We start from the raw sequence: 18695 nt of genomic DNA on the forward strand, positions 1-18695 counted from the left end.
GGGCTACACCACCTGCAGCTCGATCTCGACCGGGTCGCCCGCGTTCAACCCCTCGGCGACGCGGACGGCCTTCTTCACCGGCAGCACATAGGTTCCGCGCTTGCCGTCGGGAAAGATCGAGGTCGACCATCGGCTGCCGCCGACCGCGACTTTCACCTTCACCGAGCCGAATCCTGAGGCGGTGTGCCCGAAGCGCTCCTCGATCTCGTCGGCGACCGACTCGGGCAGACTCACGAAATGCCAGGAGGCCTGTGCTTCCCATTCCCAGAGTTCGGCGGTGAACGCGTACGTGGAGATCGCCATGGGCCGACGGTAGCCGCCGGGTCCGACAAGGTAGGCCGGGGTCAGCGGGTGAAGTAGCGGGCAGGGGAGACGCCCACCTCATGCCGTCGCCCGCCCAGCAGGACGACCTGTTCGCCGAGGCCTTCCGCGTCCTGCGCCCGGGCGGCGTCTTCGCCGGCAGCGACGGCCTGGACCGGTCGGTCGCAGCGGCTGTCAGCCGAAGTAGACCGCCGGATCGAGTGCGTCGATAGGCGTCCAGCGGGGGACCGACACCGGGGTGTCGGTGTCCGTGGCGGGCGGAGCGCTCCGATAGCCCTGGAGATCCAAGGCGAGCCAGGGATTTTCGTCGATCAGGCGGACCACCGCGTAGCAGGTGGCGAGCATGTGGAGGCAGCGGGCGTTGCGGGCGCGGCAGGAGCAGTCGGTGCTCGCGAGGATGGGCGTCACCGAGATCCCCGCGGCGATGACCGCGGCGTGCAGATCGTCGCCGAGGGTGAGGGTGTCGGCGGGCACCACGGCGGCGATGGCGTCGATGGTGGCGCGCGGGAGCGATGTCAGCTCCAGGTGCGTCACCGACGCTTCCGACCCGCGATGAATGTGCGCCCGCACCACAGTGCCCTCGATCTCGGTCCGGACGCCGTTGTTGCGGGCGATGCTGCGCGCGCGGGGGAGCAGCGGCTCGGGTTTGGTGAGGCTGAGCGGTTCCGCAAGCCGCACCCAATCCCGTCCCCAGGCCGTGTATCCGAATTCATTGTTGTCCGCCATCTCAGTTTCCGTTCACAGAGTGTTGTGTGTTCTGTGACCTGCCAGATTTCTCTAGCAGGGTTGGCCCGCAACCGTAGTTTCGGGTCTTCCCGTGGCGATACCACTGCCCGGAGAGCCGGGTCTGACACGGTTTCCATCGGGCATGTTTATCGTCCCGCCGCAACTCTGCGTGGACGCCAACGCTGCCAGATTGCGGGCTGCGTTGAGATCGCGGTCCAGCGCGAGACCGCACCGATTACAGACGAACACCCGCTCGGACAGGGCCAGCTTGGCTTTCACCAACCCACACGACGAGCAGGTCTTGGAACTGGGATAGAACCGATCTGCCATCAGAAGCGTGCCGCCGTGACGACGGGTCTTGTACTTGAGCTGTCGGCGCAGCTCGCCGAACCCGGCATCGGCCACATGCTTGGCCAGACGCCGATTCTTCAACATGCCAGCCACATTGAGGCTTTCCACGACAATAGTGCGGCAGCAGGTGGCCAGCGCGGTGGTGAGCTTGTGCAGACCGTCACGGCGCATCGCCGCCACTCGCTGCTCAAGCCGGGAGGCTTTCGCGTTGGCCTTGAGCCATCGCTTCGACGGTGGCACCCCGTGCTTGCGGTCGGGTCCGCGGCGGCGAGCGCAGGCCCGTGCTATACGCCGCCGGTGCCGCTGGACCCGTAGGTAGTGTCGGGAATTTGCCACCCTGCCCTCGGCGTCAGTGAAGCCGGGCACCGAATGCGAAACAACGGCGAGGCTTTTCACTCCCACGTCCACCCCGACCAGGGCATCGGGGTCAGTCCGCCGCCGGTCGTGGCACATGACATGAACGGTGAATGCCACCCACCAGCGCCCACCGGTTTGCGAGATCGTCATCGATCCCAACCGCGCGGTCCCGTTCGCCAAACGCCGCCCCAATTTCCGGGTCGATTCGCAAGTGCGGACGGACCCGACGCGAGGGATCTTTACCCGACGGTCTCCCTCACTGAGTCCGTACGAGCCAGTGGTGACGGTATACGATTGCCGCGCATGCTTTTTCTTCCGGCGTGGGAGACCCATTCGCGGCCCGGACCGGGTCCCGCCCTTGGACTTGGTGTAGTTGGCGAACGCCTCGGCCACTTGTGTCAGCCCGGATGCGTAGGCCTCCTTGCTGTTCTCCTGCCACCACGGTGCGACGCGATCTTTCTCCGCGTTCCATGCCTTGCGCAAACTGTAGGCGGACAGATTGATCCATGGCGTCAACTCGTCGGCGGGAATTCCGTAGGAGACTTCAGCGATGCGCTGGTCCCAGTTGGCGAGCACTTTGCGGAGGGCCCAGTTGTAGGCGAACCGTGCTGCACCGCAATGCGACCGCAACGCGTCCTCTTGGTCGAACGTCGGCTCCAATGCGAACCGATAGGCCTGCACCGTCGCCCTTGGCATCCCACCGGATGACGCTGCTGCAGACTCGGGTTCGCTCATGTGTTCGAGTCTAGGCAACCCGACCGCGACACGGTAGTCCGAATAGTCGACACACCAACAAGATCCGCCAAACCCGTTCGCGGGACGGCACTGAACAGCATGAAACAACACAATCCGGCAGCCTGCTCAAGCGCGCTTCCGGCGCAGCAGCTCCAGCAGTCGTTCGTCGTCCAGTCGCGCCAGCTCCGCGACTCCGGCCGCGTTGCTGAGGTCGGTGAGCGCCGACTTGCGGTCGTGCATGCCCGCGATGTGCTCCTCGATGGTGGTGCCCGAGGTCAGCGTGGTGACGGTGACGGTGCGGGTCTGCCCGATGCGATGCGCGCGATCCGACGCCTGCGCCTCCACCGCCGGATTCCACCAGCGGTCGAAATGGATGACGTCGGCGGCCCGCGTGAGCGTCAGCCCGGTACCCGCTGCCCGCAGGCTGAGCACCAATATGAGTGGGCCGTCCGGTGATTGGAAGTCCGCGACGATCTCCCCGCGCTGCTGCTGGTCGAGCCCGCCGTGGAAGAACGGCACCCGCACCCCGAATTCCTCGGCGCAGTGCCGGACCAGCAGTTCACCGGTCTTGCGGTACTGGGTGAACACCAGGGTGGGCGCGTCCACGTCGAGGTTGTTGGCCAGAATGTCGGAGCAGACGTCGAATTTCCCGGAGCGCCCGGCCAATTCGTCCAGCTCCCCGGTGATCAGCCCCGGGTGGTTGCACACCTGCTTGAGCTCGGTCAGCACCGCCAGCACCCGCGTGTGCCGCTGCGCCCCGGTCCCGAACCCGGCCGCCTCGGCCCGATCGAGCAGCCTGTCGTAGAGCTGCTCCTGCTCCGCGCTCAGATCGCACACCAGATCGCAGTGGATCTTGGCAGGCAGCGCGGCGGCCACCTGGGATTTGCGGCGGCCCAGCACGATCGGCTCGACGGCGTCCCGCAGCCGCAGCACCGCGCTCGCCGATCCCTCGCTGATCGGCCGCACGAACCGCCGCCGGAACTGCGCCCGGTGCGTGAACTCCTGCGGCGCGATCAGATTCAGCAGCGCCCACAGCTCGTCGAGGTGATTCTCCACCGGCGTACCGGTCAGCGTGATCCGCGCCTCGGCCGGAATCGCCCGCGCCGCCTTCGCGACCTGCGTGTGCGGATTCTTCAGCACCTGCGCCTCGTCGAAAATCACGGTGGCCCACCGCTGCCCGGCCAGCGCGGCGCCGTGCCCGCGCAGGGTCGGATACCCGGTCACCACAATCGTTCCCGGCTCGGCCTCCGGCGCCGGCCCGCCCCGCCAGGCCACCGCGCGCAGTCCGGGCGCGAATCGCTCGATCTCGTGCGACCAGTTGCCCACGAGTGATGTTGGACACACCACGAGTTGTGGCCCGTCCCCGGCCTTCCCGAGTAGGTACCCGATGGCCTGCACCGTCTTGCCCAGGCCCATCTCGTCGGCCAGCACCGCGCCGCCGTGCGCGGCGGCGGTCTTGCGCAGCCAGGTGATGCCGCGCGCCTGATAAGGCCGCAGCTCGGCCTTCAATCCGGAGCGCAGTTCGGCGCCGAGCGCCACGGTGTCCCGCAGCGCCCGCAGGGTCCGCCCCGCCGAGACGACGGCAGTCCCGGTGGCATTCGGGACGGCGTGCGCGGCCACGGGCAGCCGCCGCGCCTCGACCTCCGTCTCGAGGGCCTCGCGGAGCAGATGTATCGAATCCCCGGGATTTTCAATAGCAAGTGTGCATAACCGTTCCGGTTCCACCAGAGCGCATTCCACGTCCGTGACGCCGATGCCGTCCCGGCCGGGAACGGCGAGGGCGAGGGTCTCCACCTCGCCCAGGTCTCGCGGCGCGCTTCCGGTGGCGTGGCCGTTCCACGTCCAGAGCGCGACCATATGTCGATCCTGCAGGTAGGTGGCGTGTGAGGTCTGCGGCACCCGTCCGTTGTACCCGCCCGATCTCGCCGTGCGTACATGACGAATCTCGCGTTGCGTGCAACGGAATCCATGTGTCCCCGGCCACAGCTCAATTGGTGTGTCGCTGGTCACATCCCGCGTCGAATGGTTCCGTACACAGCAGCAGCGGGCGACCTGCTGGTCGCCCGCTGCCGGGTTTTCTGTTGGGAAGATTCAATTGTCGAGCGGGCTCTCGGAGAACGGTGACTCCCGATCGAGTCTCTCCGAGGTGGAGGAGCTGTTACAGCGCCGGTGCCGACTCCGTGTCGATCACGGCCTCGAGCTCACGAAGGCGATCCATGTGCTCGTTGGCGTGATGCTGGCAGAAGAGCAACTCTCCACCGGCAGGAAGGGTTGCGCGCACGCGCGCAGCCGCCCCGCAGCGGTCGCAACGATCGACCGCGGTCAGTGGGGTGCTTGTCAGGGTTCCTGGCATGACTCCTCCGTCCTGGCTCTGGGTGCCTCACGCACCGTTCGCCTGGTGTGGGGCCCGCGGTCCAATCCGCGAACCTCGCTACCGCTACTTCCCAGCAGTGGTTGTTGACTACTCTGTCAGACGTTCGGCGCGAGCACTTTGTTCCCGTGCAGTTTCCCGTGTGTTTTCTGTAACACGACCTGCGATTTCGCTGAAAGCGAACAGGTCCTGAGGACTGCCCGTGGGGACTTCGCAACCTCCCGTTCGAACACGCTGATCGAGTTGTCTACCCGGAGACTACCCGGGCACACCGACACTCACACTCCGATTGGTCTCTGTGGCTGGGACGCCAGCAAACCGTAATCAAGGCGGCTGGATTGGAGACCGGTCCGCTACCGGCCTGACCTCGGCCCATGGCTGCGCGCCGACACCGCGGTGGCGCACCGGGTCACGGAGCCGTTCGCGCAGCGCGAACGGCGGATTCGCGCCCCGGGGCTCAGAACCAGGACTCGTCGAGTTCCAGCGTGGTGCGGTCGCCGGAGTCGAGCAGGTCGAATTGCGGTGTGGTGCGCGGAAGTTCCCAGCGGAAGAAGTACCGGGCGGCCAGCCGCTTCCCCTGCCGGAAGGTCGCCCACTCGGCCGCGTGCGGACGGTCCTGGGCGGACAGCGCGGTGGCGGTGACCGCCTGCTCGAGCCAGATCCAGGCCAGCACCACGTGGCCGAACGCCTCCAGGTAGACCGCCGAATTGGCCAGGGCCGCCTCGGGATTGCCCGCGCGCCACAGGCCCGCCGTGGTGGCGGCCAGGCGGCCGGTGGCGGCCTCCAGGGCGGCGGCGTACCCGGCGAGCTCGGCGTCGCCGGTCGCGCGGGCGGCGGCGATGGTGGCGGCCATGGTCTCCAGCAGCGCGGCCAGGGCCGCGCCATTGTCCAGGGTGACCTGGCGGCCGAGCAGGTCCATGCTCTGAATGCCGTGGGTGCCTTCGTGAATCGGGTTGAGGCGGTTGTCGCGGTAGTGCTGTTCGACGTCGTAGTCGCGGGTGTAGCCGGCGCCGCCGTGGATCTGGATGGCCAGATCGTTGGCGGCCAGGCACCACTGGCTGGGCCACGACTTGGCGATGGGGGTGAGGATACGCAGCAGGGTGGCGGCGCGCGCCCGGTCGGATTCGCCTGCCGCGGTGCGGTGTTCGTCGATCAGTTTGCCGCAGTACAGCTGCAGCGCGAGTGCGCCTTCGGCATAGGACTTCTGGGCCAGCAGCATGCGCCGCACGTCCGGGTGCTCGATGATCGGCACCTGCGCGCCGCCGCGGGCGCTGACTGCGCGGCCCTGCGGGCGGGTGCGGGCATAGTCGAGGGACTTGAGGTAGCCGGTGTAGCCCAGCGCGGTGGAGGCCAGGCCGACGCCGATGCGGGCCTCGTTCATCATCGTGAACATCTGGGCCAGACCGTGATTCGGCGCGCCCACCAGATAGCCGATCGCCCCCGGCTCCCCACCGGGGGTGAAGTTGCCGTCGCCGAAGACGGGGGCGGTGTTGACGGTGCCGCGCCAGCCCATCTTGTGGTTGATGCCCGAGAGCACGACATCGTTGTGGACGGTCGGGTTGTCCTCGGCGTCGGGCAGGAACTTGGGGACCACGAACAGCGAGATGCCGCGGGTGCCCTCCGGCGCGCCCGGAATGCGGGCCAGCACCAGGTGCACGATGTTCTCCGAGAGGTCGTGGTCGCCGCCGGAGATCCACATCTTGTGCCCGAACAGACGGTAGGAGCCGGCGGCGGCGGGCACGGCGCGGGTGGTGATGTCGGCCAGGCTGGATCCGGCCTGCGGCTCCGACAGGGCCATGGTGCCGAAGCTGCGACCCTCCAGCATCGGGCGCACGTAGGCGTCGATCTGCTCCGGGCTGCCGTGCGCGGCAAGCAGATTCGCATTGCCGGTGGTGAGCAGCACATAGGCGGCGGTGCCGACATTGGCGGCGTGGAACCACGACATGCACGCGGTGTAGACCGCGTGCGGCAGCTGCATGCCGCCGATCTCGTAATCCATTGCCGCGCCGATCATTCCGGCGTCGGCGAAGGCCTGCAGCGCCTTGCCGACCGCGGGGATGATGTGCACGCGCTCGCCGTCGAAGGTGGGCTCGTGCAGATCGTTCTCGCGATTGTGCGGCGCGAAGTAGGTGGTGGCCAGGTCCTGGCACAGCCGCAGCACCTGGTCGAAGGTGTCGCGGGAGTGGTCGGCGAACCGGTCGCGCGCCGTCAGCGACTCCACCTGCAGCCAGTCGTAGAGCAGGAACTCGAGGTCGCGGGCGGACATGATGCTGGACGGATTCATGGTTCCTCGAGCGGTCGGGTACGGGAGTCGTACCTGCCGGTCTACCAGATGGCGCGGGACCGTCCGAGGGGGCGGGGGAGGATCGCCGGTCCGGGCTCAGGAACGCGCCATCGGCCGCTTCGCCCCCGCCCGGGTGGGCGTCAACGACATCTCCGTCCACGTGGCCCGGCCCGAACCGTTCTGAACCCGCGGCACTCACCTAGATTGGACGGGTGGGAATCGAACAGGACACGACGCCGCCGACCCTGCTGCACATCTGCTCCCGGGCGGAATGGGAAAACGCCGGCGCCGCAGGCGAATACCGCGCCCCCTCGCTGGCCGAGGCCGGATTCATCCACCTCTCCGCGCCCTACCAGGCCCACCTGCCGGCCAATCGACTCTTCGCCGGCCGCACCGATCTCGTGCTGCTGCACCTGGATCCGGCCCGGCTCGGTTCCCCGGTGAAGTGGGAGCCCGGCGTGCCCACCGACCCGGACTCCATGACCTTCCCGCACCTGTACGGCCCGCTGCCGCTGACCGCGGTCGTCGAGGTCACCGATTTCCTGCCCGGCCCCGACGGATCGTTCGCGCCGCTCACCACGGAGTGACCCGGCGCGCCCGCACCGTGCGACTCGTGTGGGCGGGGTGCGCCGCAACGTAGCTCCCCGGGATTCGCACGGGTTGTCCTAATCTGGACTGCGTGAACGTCGATGTGACAGCGCTGCCCGGTATCGGTGTGCGGAAGGATTTCGAGGTCAGATCGGGACGGCGGATCGGGGTGGTGGCGCACCGGGACGGCGGCATCGATCTCATCGTGTCGCAGCGGGACGACCCGGACGCGTGCCAGGCCCAGGTGCCCCTGACGACCGACGAGGCGGCGGTCCTGGCCAATCTGCTGGGCGCGCCCCAGTTGGTGCAGCAGCTCAAGGAAGAACACTCGGACCTACCCGGGATCACCACCAGACAGCTCACCATCGGCGGCAATTCGCCCTACCGGGGACGCATGCTCGGCGAGACCGCCATGCGGACCCGGACCAAGGCCTCCATCGTGGCCATCATGCGGGCGGGGCAACTGCACCCGTCACCGGGACCTGATCAGGTGCTCGACTCCGGGGACGTGCTCGTCGTCGTCGGCACGCCGCACGGGCTGGACGCGGCCGCTCGCATTCTGGCCGACGGCTGACCCTGTGGATTCGACCGGTCTAGCCCTGTTCGAACTCGGCGCGATCTTGTTCGCGCTCGGCATGCTGGGGCGACTGGCCGCCCGCTTCGGCATGTCGCCGATTCCTCTCTACCTGCTCGGCGGCCTGGCCTTCGGCGAGGGCGGCATCGTGAAGATGCGCGCCGCCACCGAATTCGGGCACACGTCCGGCGAGATCGGCGTGGTGCTGCTGCTCCTGCTGCTCGGATTGGAGTACACCGCAGCCGAATTGGTGACCGGACTGCGCCGCTCCTGGCTGGCCGGTCTGGTCGACATCGTCGTCAATGCCACGCCGGGCGTGGTGGTGGCGCTGATCCTGGACTGGGGCGCGGTCGGCGCGGTCACCATGGGCGGCGTCACCTACATCTCGTCCTCCGGCATCGTCGCCAAGGTGCTCAACGACCTGGGCCGCCTCGGTAACCGCGAGACGCCGGTGGTGCTGTCCATCCTGGTGTTCGAGGATCTGGCCATGGCGGTGTACCTGCCGATCCTCACCATGATGCTGGCCGGGCTGAGCTTCGCCAGCGGGCTGCGCTCGCTGGCCATCGCGCTGGTGGCGATCACGGTGGTGCTCATCGTGGCGCTGCGCTACGGCCGCTACGTGTCGGCCATCGTGGACAGCAACGATCGGGAAGTGTTCCTGCTCAAGCTGCTCGGCGCGGCGCTGCTGGTGTCGGGCGCGGCCTCGGCGCTGAACGTGTCGGCGGCGGTGGGCGCGTTCCTGCTCGGCATCGCCATCTCCGGGTCCACCGCGCAGGAGGCGGCGAAGCTCCTCGAACCGCTGCGGGATCTGTTCGCGGCCCTCTTCTTCGTGGCCTTCGGGCTCAGCACCGACCCCCGGGCGATCCCGCCGGTGCTGGGCTGGGCGATCCTGCTGGCCTTCGTGACCACGCTGACCAAGCTCGGCACCGGCTGGTGGGCGGCGTCGCGGCAGGGCATCCGCCGGATGGGCCGGGCGCGCGCGGGCGCGGCGCTGGTGGCGCACGGCGAATTCTCCATCGTCATTGCCGGCCTCGCGGTTTCGCTGGGCGGCGTGAGCGGGCGGCTGGCCGCGCTGGCCTCGGCCTACGTGCTAATGATGGCGGTGCTCGGCCCGATCGCGGCGCGCCTCGTCGAGCCGGTCGTCCGGTTCGCCCAGCGTGGGCGCGGCCGCGTCGACCCCGTCCCCGGCTGAATCCCCGGCCGGGGCCGGATTCGCGGCCGCCCGGGCCGGCTTCGCCGCCGCCCTGCGCGCTTGCACCGCGACCAGGCGGTGGGAGAGCGCCACCGCGATCGCGCCCACCGTGAAACCGATGAGCAGCGCGAAGAAATGGCCGTAGTCGGTGAAGGTGCGGCCGTGCCAGACGCCGTAGGCGTACCAGACCACCATGGCCAGCGCCCACAGCCAGCGGGCCGGGCCGCGCAGCCGGAAGGTCAGCGCGGCCATCATGGCCGAGATGCCGTAGCTGGGGCCGACATCCGAGGCGAACGCCACCCGGGTCGGGATCAGCTGCTTGTCGAGCTTGTGGGCGATGCCGAGCACCGTGATCAGGGTGGCGCCGACATGACCGGTGGCCACCACCAGGATCCAGCGCAGCGACCCCAGCCAGCGCTCGGCCAGCGCCATCAGGGTGATGAGGATGAGAATGTCGCCCCAGGGGAAGCCGCCGTCGGTCCAGAAGGCGGAGGCCACCAGCACCTGGATCGGATCCCTCTGCATATTGCGCAAATTCGTGGAGGCGGAGAAGATCAGCCGCCGGCCCACGATGTCACTGGCCCCGCGCAGCGTCCACCAGGTGATGAACAGGGTGAAGGCGTAGGCGATGCACGCCGGGGTGACCGCCAGCAGATTCCGATAGGCCTGGACCGCGCGCCGCAACCGGTGCGGCTGCCGCCACCAGACACCGAGGGTGCGGAACCGCTCGCCGAGATCGACGGTGCGCAGCCAGGGCGACTGATAGGTGCCTGCCATGGCGCCATGGTATCCCGGGGCCACCGGCCGACCTCCGGGTCGCGGGGGAGGTGGCCGGTCCCGCGGCAGTCCGGCACGCGTAACGCGCAGTAATGCCGGGGGAAAGCGGTGGTTACCGACCGGCAATATGGGCCCGGACCATCGGGAGGGTGATCTTCCATCAGCGCCTGGGCGGCAGCACCTACACCTTCGACGGGCTGGTCGAACTGCTGGCCAAGGCCACACCGCGACGCAGCGGGGACGAACTGGCCGGGTGCGCGGCGCACTCCGACGCCGAGCGGGCGGCGGCGCAGTGGGCGCTGGCCGAGGTGTCGCTGGGCGTCTTCCTGGAGGAACCGGTGGTGCCGTACGAGACCGACGAGGTCACGCGGTTGATCATCGACGGGCACGATCGCGGTGCGTTCCAGGCGATTTCGCATCTGACGGTAGGCGGGCTGCGGGACTGGCTGCTCGCGGTGGCCGCCCGGCCCGATGCCGCGGCCACCCTGCGGGCCGTCGCACCCGGGCTCACGCCCGAGATGGTCGCGGCTGTCAGCAAACTCATGCGCAATCAGGACCTGATCGCGGTCGCGCGGGCGGCCGAGGTGCGCTCCGGGTTCCGGACCAGCATCGGGATGCCGGGCACGCTCGCCACCCGATTGCAGCCCAACCATCCGACCGATGATCCGCGCGGAATCGCCGCGGCGGTGCTGGACGGGCTGCTGCTGGGGTGCGGGGACGCGGTGATCGGCATCAATCCGGCCACCGATTCGCCGCAGGCCACGGCGGATCTGCTGTACCTGCTCGACGAGGTGCGGCAGCGCTTCGAGATTCCGACGCAGTCGTGTGTGCTCTCCCATGTCACCACCACGCTCGGGCTCATCGAGGCGGGGGCGCCGGTGGATCTGGTGTTCCAGTCCATCGCGGGCACCCAGGGCGCGAACTCCGGCTTCGGTGTGACCATCTCGCTGCTGCGCGAGGCCAACGAGGCGGGCCGGTCGCTGCGTCGCGGGACCGTGGGCGACAACGTCATGTACCTGGAAACCGGTCAGGGCTCGGCGCTTTCGGCGGGCGCGCACCTGGGCGCCGGCGGCAAGCCGGTCGACCAGCAGACCCTCGAGGCCCGCGCCTACGCCATCGCCCGCGATCTGGACCCGTTCCTGATCAATACGGTGGTCGGTTTCATCGGCCCCGAATACCTCTACGACGGCAAGCAGATCATCCGCGCCGGTCTCGAGGACCACTTCTGCGGCAAGCTCCTCGGCCTCCCCATGGGCGTCGACGTCTGCTACACCAATCACGCCGAAGCCGACCAGGACGACATGGACACCCTGCTCACCCTGCTGGCCGCCGCGGGCTGCCCCTTCGTCATCGCGGTCCCCGGCGCCGACGACGTCATGCTCGGCTACCAGAGCCTCGCCTACCACGACGCCCTCTATGCTCGCCAGATCCTCGATCTGCGCCCCGCCCCCGAATTCGCCGCCTGGCTCGACGGTCTCGGCATGATGGACTCCACCGGCCGCATTCTCCCCATCGAGCCCCTGTCCTCCCCGCTGCGTGCGCTGGCTGCCAAGGGGGCGGCGTGAGCCCGATCGAACCCGTACGCCCGAACCGCCGCACCGACGATATTGCCGCGCAAGCGTTCTGGGACGGACTGCGGCGCAGTACGCAGGCGCGGATCGGGCTCGGGCGTACCGGGGACGCGCTGTCCACCGCGGAGGTGCTGGAGTTCCGGGCGGCCCATGCCGCGGCCCGGGATGCCGTGCACAGTCCGCTCGATATCGCGGTCCTGGCCGCCGAGGTGACGGGTCTCGGGCTCGGCGAGCCGGTGCACGTGCGCAGCAGGGCGAGCGATCGCTCGGAGTATCTGCGGCGTCCGGATCTCGGGCGGCTGCCCGGGACCGAGGACGTGGCGGTGCCCCACAGCGAGGCGGACGTGGGTTTCGTTCTGGCAGACGGGCTTTCGTCGAAAGCGCTGGCCGATCACGGGGTTCCGATGTTGGCGGCGTTGCTCGAGGCGTTCGAGGGGCGGTACACGCTCGCTGCGCCGGTGATCGCCACGCAGGCCCGGGTGGCGCTGGGGGATCACATCGGTGCGGCGCTCGGTGTGCGGACGGTGCTGGTGTTGATCGGGGAGCGGCCCGGGCTCTCGGTCGCCGACAGTCTCGGGATCTATCTCACCCATTGCCCGCGACCCGGACGATCTGATTCCGAGCGGAACTGCATCTCGAATATCCGTCCGCCCGAAGGGCTCTCGTACGCGCGTGCGGCTCAGGTCGTCACGGGGTTGGTCGATGGTGCTCGTCGGCTCGGTAGGTCGGGGGTCGATCTGAAGGACACGTCGGCCAACCGCACACTCACCGATGCTGGCGCGATCTCGGTGGAGGCGCCACGGCCCGTCGCGGGGGGCGGTGCGTGACCGGGCGAAACACTGAGCGGTGTGCGACCGATCGACGGGTGGAAACCATATTCGAGGAGGCGGGTGACCCATGTCCCTTGGTGTTTGTTTGGTCGGAGCGGGGTTGGGTGTGGCGGCGGCGCTGGTCGCGGTGCCAGTGGCGCAGGCGGACCCGGTCGCGGACGGATCGCCGTCCGTGCTGACCTTGACTCTGGCACAGGGCGATTCGCTGGAGAGCTCGTCGAGTCAGCGGACGGTGCTGCTGGCTTGTTCACCGGTGGTGGCGGGCACCCACCCGGCGGCCGCGCCGGCGTGTGACGAGCTGACCGCGGCCGGAGGCGATTTCGAGAAGCTGTCCGGCCATCCGATGCGGTTCTGCACCATGATCTACGACCCGGTGACCGTGGCGGCGGACGGCGTCTGGCGCGGCAGCCCGGTGAGTTACCGGCACACCTATGCCAACAAGTGCCAGGCCGAGAACCGCAGCACCTACGTCTTCGCGTTCTGACCGAATCCGCTGCCGCCCGGCCTCGCCGCCGGCACGGGAAGTACTGTTCACCCGGGCTTGTGGCAGGCCGCTCGAACAGTGCCGACTCGGCGCGGAGCAGGAGGTACAGGCGGGATGCGACGATGGCGAGTGGTGCTGGCGCTGGCGGGAACCGCGGTGCTGGTGCCGTTCCTCGGGTTCACCGGCTATACGGTCGCTCGTGCGCGGCTTTCCCCGCGGCCTGGCGCGGACGTGGTGGTCGTGCTCGGTTGCCGGCTGCGCCACGATCGGGTTGCGCCGATGCTTGCCAGGCGGCTGAACCGGGCGCTCGAGGTGGTGGGGGAGGAACGCCGCCGGGGGCGTACGCCGCTGCTGGTGGTGTCGGGCGGGCAGAGCGGGCGCGAAACCGTGACCGAAGCCGAGGCGATGGCTGATTATCTTGTTAGGCAGGGTATTTCGGGTGACCTCATCCTGCGCGAGAACCGGTCCCGCAATACCGAGGAGAATCTGCGGTTCACCGTCCGGGAGTTACGTGGGCGCGGCATCGATCCGGAGCAGGTGCGAATAACCGTGGTCACCAGTGACTTTCACGTGTTGCGGACGGCCGGGCTGGTCCGGCGGCTGGGGCTGCGCGCCCAGGTCACCGGCGCACGCACCTCCCGGCTGCTGACCCGAAAATCCTTCCTGAGGGAATTCGTCGCCGTCCTGGTGAAGCTGGGCCGGACCGGGTAGCGGTCGGTCACCGGCGCAGATCCAGCCGGCGCATGACACGGTCCACCACATCGGGCGGCACCCCCGGCTCGCGGCGCGCGGCCAGCGCTTCGGCCCGGCCCGCCTCCAGCACGTCATTGGTGATGGACCGCATCTTGGTGGTGAAGGCCAGTGTGCGATCGGTGTGCGTCCGGGGATTGTCCTCGGCGGCCTCCGGATCCGCCTGGGCCAGACGGCGTTCGAATCCCGTGCGCAGCCGATCGTAGACCTCTTCGGGCAGGTGCTCGGTCTCCGAGATCTCCTTGAGCCGGGCCAGTTCGGCCTCCAGCACCCGGGTCCAGAGCTGGCGTTCGAAGGCGCGCTCGGTACCGGTGTCGGCGTGCACGCCGGTCGCCCGCACCACGGCGGGCAGGGTCGGGCCCTGTAGCAGCAGCGTGAACAGCACCACCGCGATGGCGGTGAACAGTATTTCGGTGCGGCCCGGGAACGGTTTTCCGCTGTCGGTGGTGAACGGCACGGCCAGGGCCAGCGCCACCGTGGCGACCCCGCGCATGCCCGCCCACCAGGTCACCACGGTTTCGCGCCAGGTATGGGGCTCGTCCTTGTCGCGGGTGCGCCACCAGGATCGGAAGATCACGGTCGTGCTCAGCAGCCAGATCAGCCGCAACCCCACCACCACCGCGATGATCACCGCCGCCCCGCCGATGAAGCGCGGCCAGTCGGGTCCGGCGTCGCGCAGCACCGTGCTCAGCTCGAGTCCGATCAGGCCGAAAGCGAAACCGGTGACCAGCATTTCGGTGATCTCCCAGAAGGAGTCGCCGACCAGCCGGTAGTCGCTGTCGCTGAAATCGGTTGCGGCATGGGTGAGATACATCGAGCAGACCAGCACGGCCAGCACCGCCGACCCGCCCCGCGACTCCGAGAGCCCGTAGGCGGCGAACGGCAGCAGCAGGCCCAGCGCCACCCGCCACGGAGCCTCGTCCAGCCGCTGCATGAGTTTGCTTCCGGCCCAGCCGAACAGCAGCCCGACCACCGCCCCGACCAGCGCCGACACCAGGAAATCGCGGAATGCGCCCCAGGCCGAGAAGGAACCGGTCACCACGGCCTGAATCGCCGCCGTGTAGAGGACGATCGCGGTCACGTCGTTGAACAGGCCCTCGCCCTCGAGCACCGCGACCAGACGCCGGGGCAGGCCCAGCTTGCCGGCCAGCGCCGAGACCGCCACCGGATCCGGCGGCGCGACCAGGGCTCCGAGCGCCACCGCGGCACCGATCGGCACGGCCGGATACCAGAGGTGAAAGGCCCAGGCCACGGCCGCCGTGGTCACGATGACCAGTACCACCGCGCGCAGGCTGATGGCCACCCAGTTCTCGGCGAACTGCCGCCAGGAGGTGCGCCGCGCAGCCGCGTACAGCAGGGGCGGCAGCACCAGCGGCAGGATGAGTTCGGGATCGATCTCGATATTCGGCACCTGCGGAATCAGGGCCAGCACCACGCCGAAGGCGGTCATGAGGACCGCCGGGGCCTGGCCCAGCCGCCGTCCGAGCGGCTGGGCCAGGATGGTCGCGAACAGGACCGCGAAGATCAACTCCAGCTGGTGGTGCTCCACGGCAGTCAGTTTGCTGCCGATGTGCCCCAAAGTCGAACACCGGGACCGGATTCTCAGCGAACCGGGTCGGCAATTCTCAGCCTGCCCGGTTGAGAATGGAGATTGCCCACAGTCGGGCGGTTCGGCTATGAGTAGCGGGTACTGCGCTGCGGCGGAACCGGATTCCGGTCGGGGCGCGCCGCCGGGCCGCCGGCCGCCGGGTAGAACTGGTCCGAACGCCAGTCGCCGGGCGAGGACATCTCATGGCGGCCGGGCGCCTGATAGTCGGCGGCCGGTGCGTACAGGCCCGCAGTCCGGTAGTCGCGGGGACCGAGTTCGTCCTGGCCCGAGCCGCGCGCGTCGGCCACCGCCGAGGCCGCCCGCAGCGACCAGCCGGCACGCGCAGCCGCTTCGGGCCGTTCCGGTTCGGGCATCATGGAGCGTTCGTCCACCTCGGTGAGGCCGACGTGAATGAGCAGGACGAGCGTCACCATGCTGACGCTGATCATCAGCGGGGCCAGCAATTCCATCGGGCCCGCGCCCTGCGGGGTGGCCGGATTGTCCATGTGGTGCGCGCTCATCGACGCCATGCCCGTGTAGTGCATGCCGCAGACCGCGACACCCATGATCAGGGCCGCGCCGATGGTGGCCCAGATACCGGTGATGACCAGCGTGAACCACAGCGCCACGGTGGCCGCGACCACCGCGATCACCATGGACAGCGTGACGATGCCGGCGTTGTAGTCGATCATGGCGTCCGACCGCATGGCGTACATGCCCGAGTAGTGCATGGCCCCGACGCCCAGCCCGGTGACCGCGCCGCCCGCGAACAGTGACAAGCGGCCGAATGGCTCGCGGGCCACGATGAACAGGCCCATCCACACCACGGTGACCGAGATGACGGCGCTGAGCAGGGTGAGCGGCACGTTGTACTTGACCACCGCACCGCGGATGGTGAAGCCCAGCATGGCGACGAAGTGCATCACCCAGATGCCGGTGCCGCCGATGGCCACGGCCGCGGAGATGAGCCAGCCGCTGCGTCCGTCCCCGGACCGGGCGCGTGCCGTACACCGCAGACCGAGCAGGGATCCGGTGACGGACATGATGTAGGCCAGTACGGGGGTGATCCAACCGTAGCTGAAGTGGTGAATTTCCAGCACTCGAACTCCATTGCCAGAGCAGGGGTTTCGCAATCGCTGAGGCGACGACGGCACACTACCGGGCAAGGTTCGGATTGGGAAATTGAAAGGGAATGTTTCATTCAAATTACTGCCGGCTGGGACGTCTCCGCTGGATCAGCAATCTGCGAGCCTTCTGAATGTCATGTGCGCGTTGGACTTTGGACATCCGAGGGTGGTGATCCGCATGTGCCACCCGCTCGGCAGGCGGGCGGCACATGTGCGGCAGCTATCACTCGGCACCCAAGTCGGCGAACATCTTTCGCTTCATGGCGGGCACCGCGTTGGCGGTGCGGAAGACGAGTTTGCCGGCGCCACGCGCGAACCGGCTGTCGGACACCGACTGGGTGGCCGCGGTCAGCGAGGTTCGCACCGCCGCGAAGCCGTAGTCGATCATGTCCGTTTCGTATCGGTGGATGCCCTCGAGCAGTCCGAGCTCACGGCGTTCGGCGGCCACCAGTGCGCGGCACAGCCCCCGGGCGTCGCGCAGTGCGGTGTTCGCGCCGATACCGGCGAACGGGGTCATGCTGTGCACCGCATCGCCGAGCAGCGTGACATTCGTGGTCTGCCAGGCCGGGATCGGGACCGAGGTCTTGATCGGCAGCAGGGTGGCGGTCTCCGGATCGGAATCGGCGACCAGCGCCCGCAATTCGGGCGCCCACCCGGTGGTCATGCGCACCGCCAGGTCGTGCAGACCGACGGGTGAGAGCGCCTCCAGATCGGCGCCGTAGCGTTCGCGTTTGGCCGCGAAGGCCCAGAAGACGTACGGCTGGGTGTTGTCGAGGAGTAGCCCGGGCTCGAGACCGGGCTGGTTCCCGGCGATGCGTTCCGCGCCGACGGGAATGTCGAATTCGTGTGGGGCGAGGAACATTCCGCAGCCGCTGGGCGGGATGACGCTGAGCGGATTGCGCAGCAGCCGGGCGTCCAGGCGGGCTCGCGATTCCGGTGTCAGGCCGTATTTGCCTGCGATGGTGACGATTCCGGTGTCCACGAGCTCGGCGTGCGGGAGGTATTGCGCCCGTACCCGGGAGGTGCCGCCGTCCGCGCCGACCAGCACATCACCGATCTCGGAGTCGCCGTTGCCGAAATGGGCCCGGATCCGGCCGTCGGGCAGGCGCTCATAGCGGTCGAACATGCTGCCGTAGTGCACGACGTCGCCCAGATCGGCGAGCAGCAGCTGCCGCAGGGTGATCCGGCTGATGCCGTAGTGCCCGCCGGCGGTGTACTCACCCTCCTCCGGATCGATCTGGAGAAGTTCCCGCAATTGTTCCGTGACGAAACCGAACCCGTTGCCGCCCTTGCCCGCACACGCGACGAAGGTCGAATACAGCTCCGGCGACAGCAGTTCCGCCAAGGCATTGCTGCCGTGCGGGTTGATGTGGATGCGGAAACCCTGCAGCCGGTCGGTGCGCTGGGTTTCGCGTTCGTGCACGCTGACGCTCACGCCGGCGTGGCGCAGGCCGTTGGCGAGCGCCAGCCCGCCGATGCCGCCGCCGGCGATGATCACGTGCAGGGGTGTGTTGGTGGCCATGGCAATTGGTCCTCTCCTGAGGTCAGATCCGGCTCCAGCCGAATCGGCCCGGGCGTTTCCGGCTCGCCCGTTGCTGCTGGTGTGCTCCCGCCGCGGCCCAGGCCTCGATCATGCGATCGAGCAGCCGGGTGAGCGTGTCGACATCCTCGGCGGACCAGTCGGCGATCACCTCGCCGAAGACCTGGTCGCCGATCTCCAGGAACTGCGCGAGCTCGGCCCGCCCCGCCTCGGTGGCCTCGACCAGCACCGCCCGCCGATCCGCCGGATCGGGGGAGGTGCTGACCAGCCCGGAGTCGATCAGCGCCTGGACATGCCGGGTGATGGAAGACGGCAACGCGTCCAGGCATTCGGCGATCTCCCCGGCCCGCAGCGGCCCGGACTCGACCGCGCACTGCAGCACGCCGACCCGGACCGGGTCGTAGGCGCGAGAAGTGCCCTGCCGCATGGCTTCCGCGAATCGTGCGGTGCTGCGGGCCAGCCGCGAAACCTGGTCTTTGTTTGCTTCCATGAATCAACTATAAAAGTTGATTCCGTGAAACAAAAGAAT

18 protein-coding genes and 1 pseudogene are annotated in these 18695 nt (G+C 68.7%); 8 read left to right on the plus strand and 11 right to left on the minus strand.

The genetic code is table 11. From position 1 onward, the window contains the following. Window positions 1-3 precede the first annotated feature (3 nt). Window positions 4-303, minus strand: a complete 300-nt coding sequence (locus ACFXIV_RS00780; RefSeq protein WP_379401617.1) for a DUF1905 domain-containing protein — start codon at window positions 301-303, stop codon at window positions 4-6. Between the two features lie 89 nt (window positions 304-392). Here ACFXIV_RS00780 and ACFXIV_RS00785 point away from each other — a divergent pair. Then, window positions 393-473, plus strand: a pseudogene (locus tag ACFXIV_RS00785) (SAM-dependent methyltransferase); the annotation flags it as partial. A gap of 22 nt (window positions 474-495) precedes the next feature. Here the strand turns inward: ACFXIV_RS00785 and ACFXIV_RS00790 are convergent. From ACFXIV_RS00790 to ACFXIV_RS00810, 5 genes are all read right to left on the minus strand, one after another. Then, window positions 496-1047, minus strand: coding sequence for a hypothetical protein (locus tag ACFXIV_RS00790; protein WP_379401618.1), 552 nt, complete (start codon window positions 1045-1047; stop codon window positions 496-498). A 51-nt stretch (window positions 1048-1098) separates the two neighbouring features. Continuing rightward, on the minus strand, window positions 1099-2490 hold the full coding sequence (gene tnpB, locus ACFXIV_RS00795) for an IS607 family element RNA-guided endonuclease TnpB (protein ID WP_379401619.1): 1392 nt from the start codon (window positions 2488-2490) through the stop codon (window positions 1099-1101). 126 nt (window positions 2491-2616) lie between these two features. Further along, complete coding sequence (locus tag ACFXIV_RS00800) at window positions 2617-4347, minus strand: DEAD/DEAH box helicase (RefSeq protein WP_379401625.1); 1731 nt, start codon at window positions 4345-4347, stop codon at window positions 2617-2619. Window positions 4348-4648: 301 nt separating this feature from the next. After that, window positions 4649-4843 (minus strand): hypothetical protein, encoded by a 195-nt coding sequence (locus ACFXIV_RS00805; protein WP_033087939.1) that lies wholly within the window; start codon window positions 4841-4843, stop codon window positions 4649-4651. A 475-nt stretch (window positions 4844-5318) separates the two neighbouring features. Continuing rightward, window positions 5319-7145: an acyl-CoA dehydrogenase gene (locus tag ACFXIV_RS00810; RefSeq protein ID WP_379395688.1), complete on the minus strand. Its 1827-nt coding sequence runs from the start codon at window positions 7143-7145 to the stop codon at window positions 5319-5321. Window positions 7146-7357: 212 nt separating this feature from the next. Here ACFXIV_RS00810 and ACFXIV_RS00815 point away from each other — a divergent pair, with 212 nt between their 5' ends. The 3 genes from ACFXIV_RS00815 to ACFXIV_RS00825 all read left to right on the plus strand — a co-directional run bounded on the left by ACFXIV_RS00815 (window position 7358) and on the right by ACFXIV_RS00825 (window position 9499). Continuing rightward, on the plus strand, window positions 7358-7732 hold the full coding sequence (locus ACFXIV_RS00815) for a DUF952 domain-containing protein (protein ID WP_379395686.1): 375 nt from the start codon (window positions 7358-7360) through the stop codon (window positions 7730-7732). A 92-nt stretch (window positions 7733-7824) separates the two neighbouring features. Further along, on the plus strand, window positions 7825-8307 hold the full coding sequence (locus ACFXIV_RS00820; protein ID WP_040859034.1) for a cation:proton antiporter regulatory subunit: 483 nt from the start codon (window positions 7825-7827) through the stop codon (window positions 8305-8307). Between the two features lie 4 nt (window positions 8308-8311). After that, a complete protein-coding gene (locus ACFXIV_RS00825) occupies window positions 8312-9499 on the plus strand; it encodes a cation:proton antiporter (protein ID WP_379395684.1) in 1188 nt (395 codons plus the stop codon). On the opposite strand, the gene ACFXIV_RS00830 is transcribed toward ACFXIV_RS00825, so the two are convergent. Further along, on the minus strand, window positions 9398-10276 hold the full coding sequence (locus ACFXIV_RS00830) for a rhomboid-like protein (protein WP_379395682.1): 879 nt from the start codon (window positions 10274-10276) through the stop codon (window positions 9398-9400). The genes ACFXIV_RS00825 and ACFXIV_RS00830 overlap by 102 nt on opposite strands. A 149-nt stretch (window positions 10277-10425) precedes the next feature. Here ACFXIV_RS00830 and ACFXIV_RS00835 point away from each other — a divergent pair, with 149 nt between their 5' ends. The 4 genes from ACFXIV_RS00835 (at window position 10426) to ACFXIV_RS00850 (ending at window position 13872) form a co-directional block, all read left to right on the plus strand. Further along, window positions 10426-11841 carry an ethanolamine ammonia-lyase subunit EutB gene (locus tag ACFXIV_RS00835; RefSeq protein WP_379395680.1) on the plus strand — a complete coding sequence of 472 codons (1416 nt, stop codon included), beginning with the start codon at window positions 10426-10428 and terminating at the stop codon, window positions 11839-11841. A gap of 5 nt (window positions 11842-11846) precedes the next feature. After that, a complete protein-coding gene (eutC, locus tag ACFXIV_RS00840; protein ID WP_379395733.1) occupies window positions 11847-12674 on the plus strand; it encodes an ethanolamine ammonia-lyase subunit EutC in 828 nt (275 codons plus the stop codon). A 70-nt stretch (window positions 12675-12744) separates the two neighbouring features. Further along, window positions 12745-13161: a subtilase-type protease inhibitor gene (locus ACFXIV_RS00845; protein WP_379395678.1), complete on the plus strand. Its 417-nt coding sequence runs from the start codon at window positions 12745-12747 to the stop codon at window positions 13159-13161. A 114-nt stretch (window positions 13162-13275) separates the two neighbouring features. Then, window positions 13276-13872 carry a YdcF family protein gene (locus ACFXIV_RS00850; RefSeq protein WP_379395676.1) on the plus strand — a complete coding sequence of 199 codons (597 nt, stop codon included), beginning with the start codon at window positions 13276-13278 and terminating at the stop codon, window positions 13870-13872. Between the two features lie 7 nt (window positions 13873-13879). On the opposite strand, the gene ACFXIV_RS00855 is transcribed toward ACFXIV_RS00850, so the two are convergent. The 4 genes from ACFXIV_RS00855 to ACFXIV_RS00870 all read right to left on the minus strand — a co-directional run bounded on the left by ACFXIV_RS00855 (window position 13880) and on the right by ACFXIV_RS00870 (window position 18656). Next, complete coding sequence (locus tag ACFXIV_RS00855; RefSeq protein WP_379395674.1) at window positions 13880-15460, minus strand: Na+/H+ antiporter; 1581 nt, start codon at window positions 15458-15460, stop codon at window positions 13880-13882. 125 nt (window positions 15461-15585) lie between these two features. Next, window positions 15586-16599, minus strand: a complete 1014-nt coding sequence (locus tag ACFXIV_RS00860; protein WP_379395672.1) for an MHYT domain-containing protein — start codon at window positions 16597-16599, stop codon at window positions 15586-15588. A gap of 250 nt (window positions 16600-16849) precedes the next feature. After that, window positions 16850-18148: an FAD-dependent oxidoreductase gene (locus tag ACFXIV_RS00865; RefSeq protein WP_379395670.1), complete on the minus strand. Its 1299-nt coding sequence runs from the start codon at window positions 18146-18148 to the stop codon at window positions 16850-16852. A 22-nt stretch (window positions 18149-18170) separates the two neighbouring features. Then, the gene (locus ACFXIV_RS00870) at window positions 18171-18656 is read right to left on the minus strand and encodes a MarR family winged helix-turn-helix transcriptional regulator (protein WP_379395668.1); all 486 of its coding nucleotides are present in this window, start codon (window positions 18654-18656) and stop codon (window positions 18171-18173) included. Between the last annotated feature and the right edge of the window lie 39 nt (window positions 18657-18695).

The sequence above is a fragment of the Nocardia sp. NPDC059236 genome, assembly GCF_042754085.1.
Lineage (GTDB): Bacteria > Actinomycetota > Actinomycetes > Mycobacteriales > Mycobacteriaceae > Nocardia.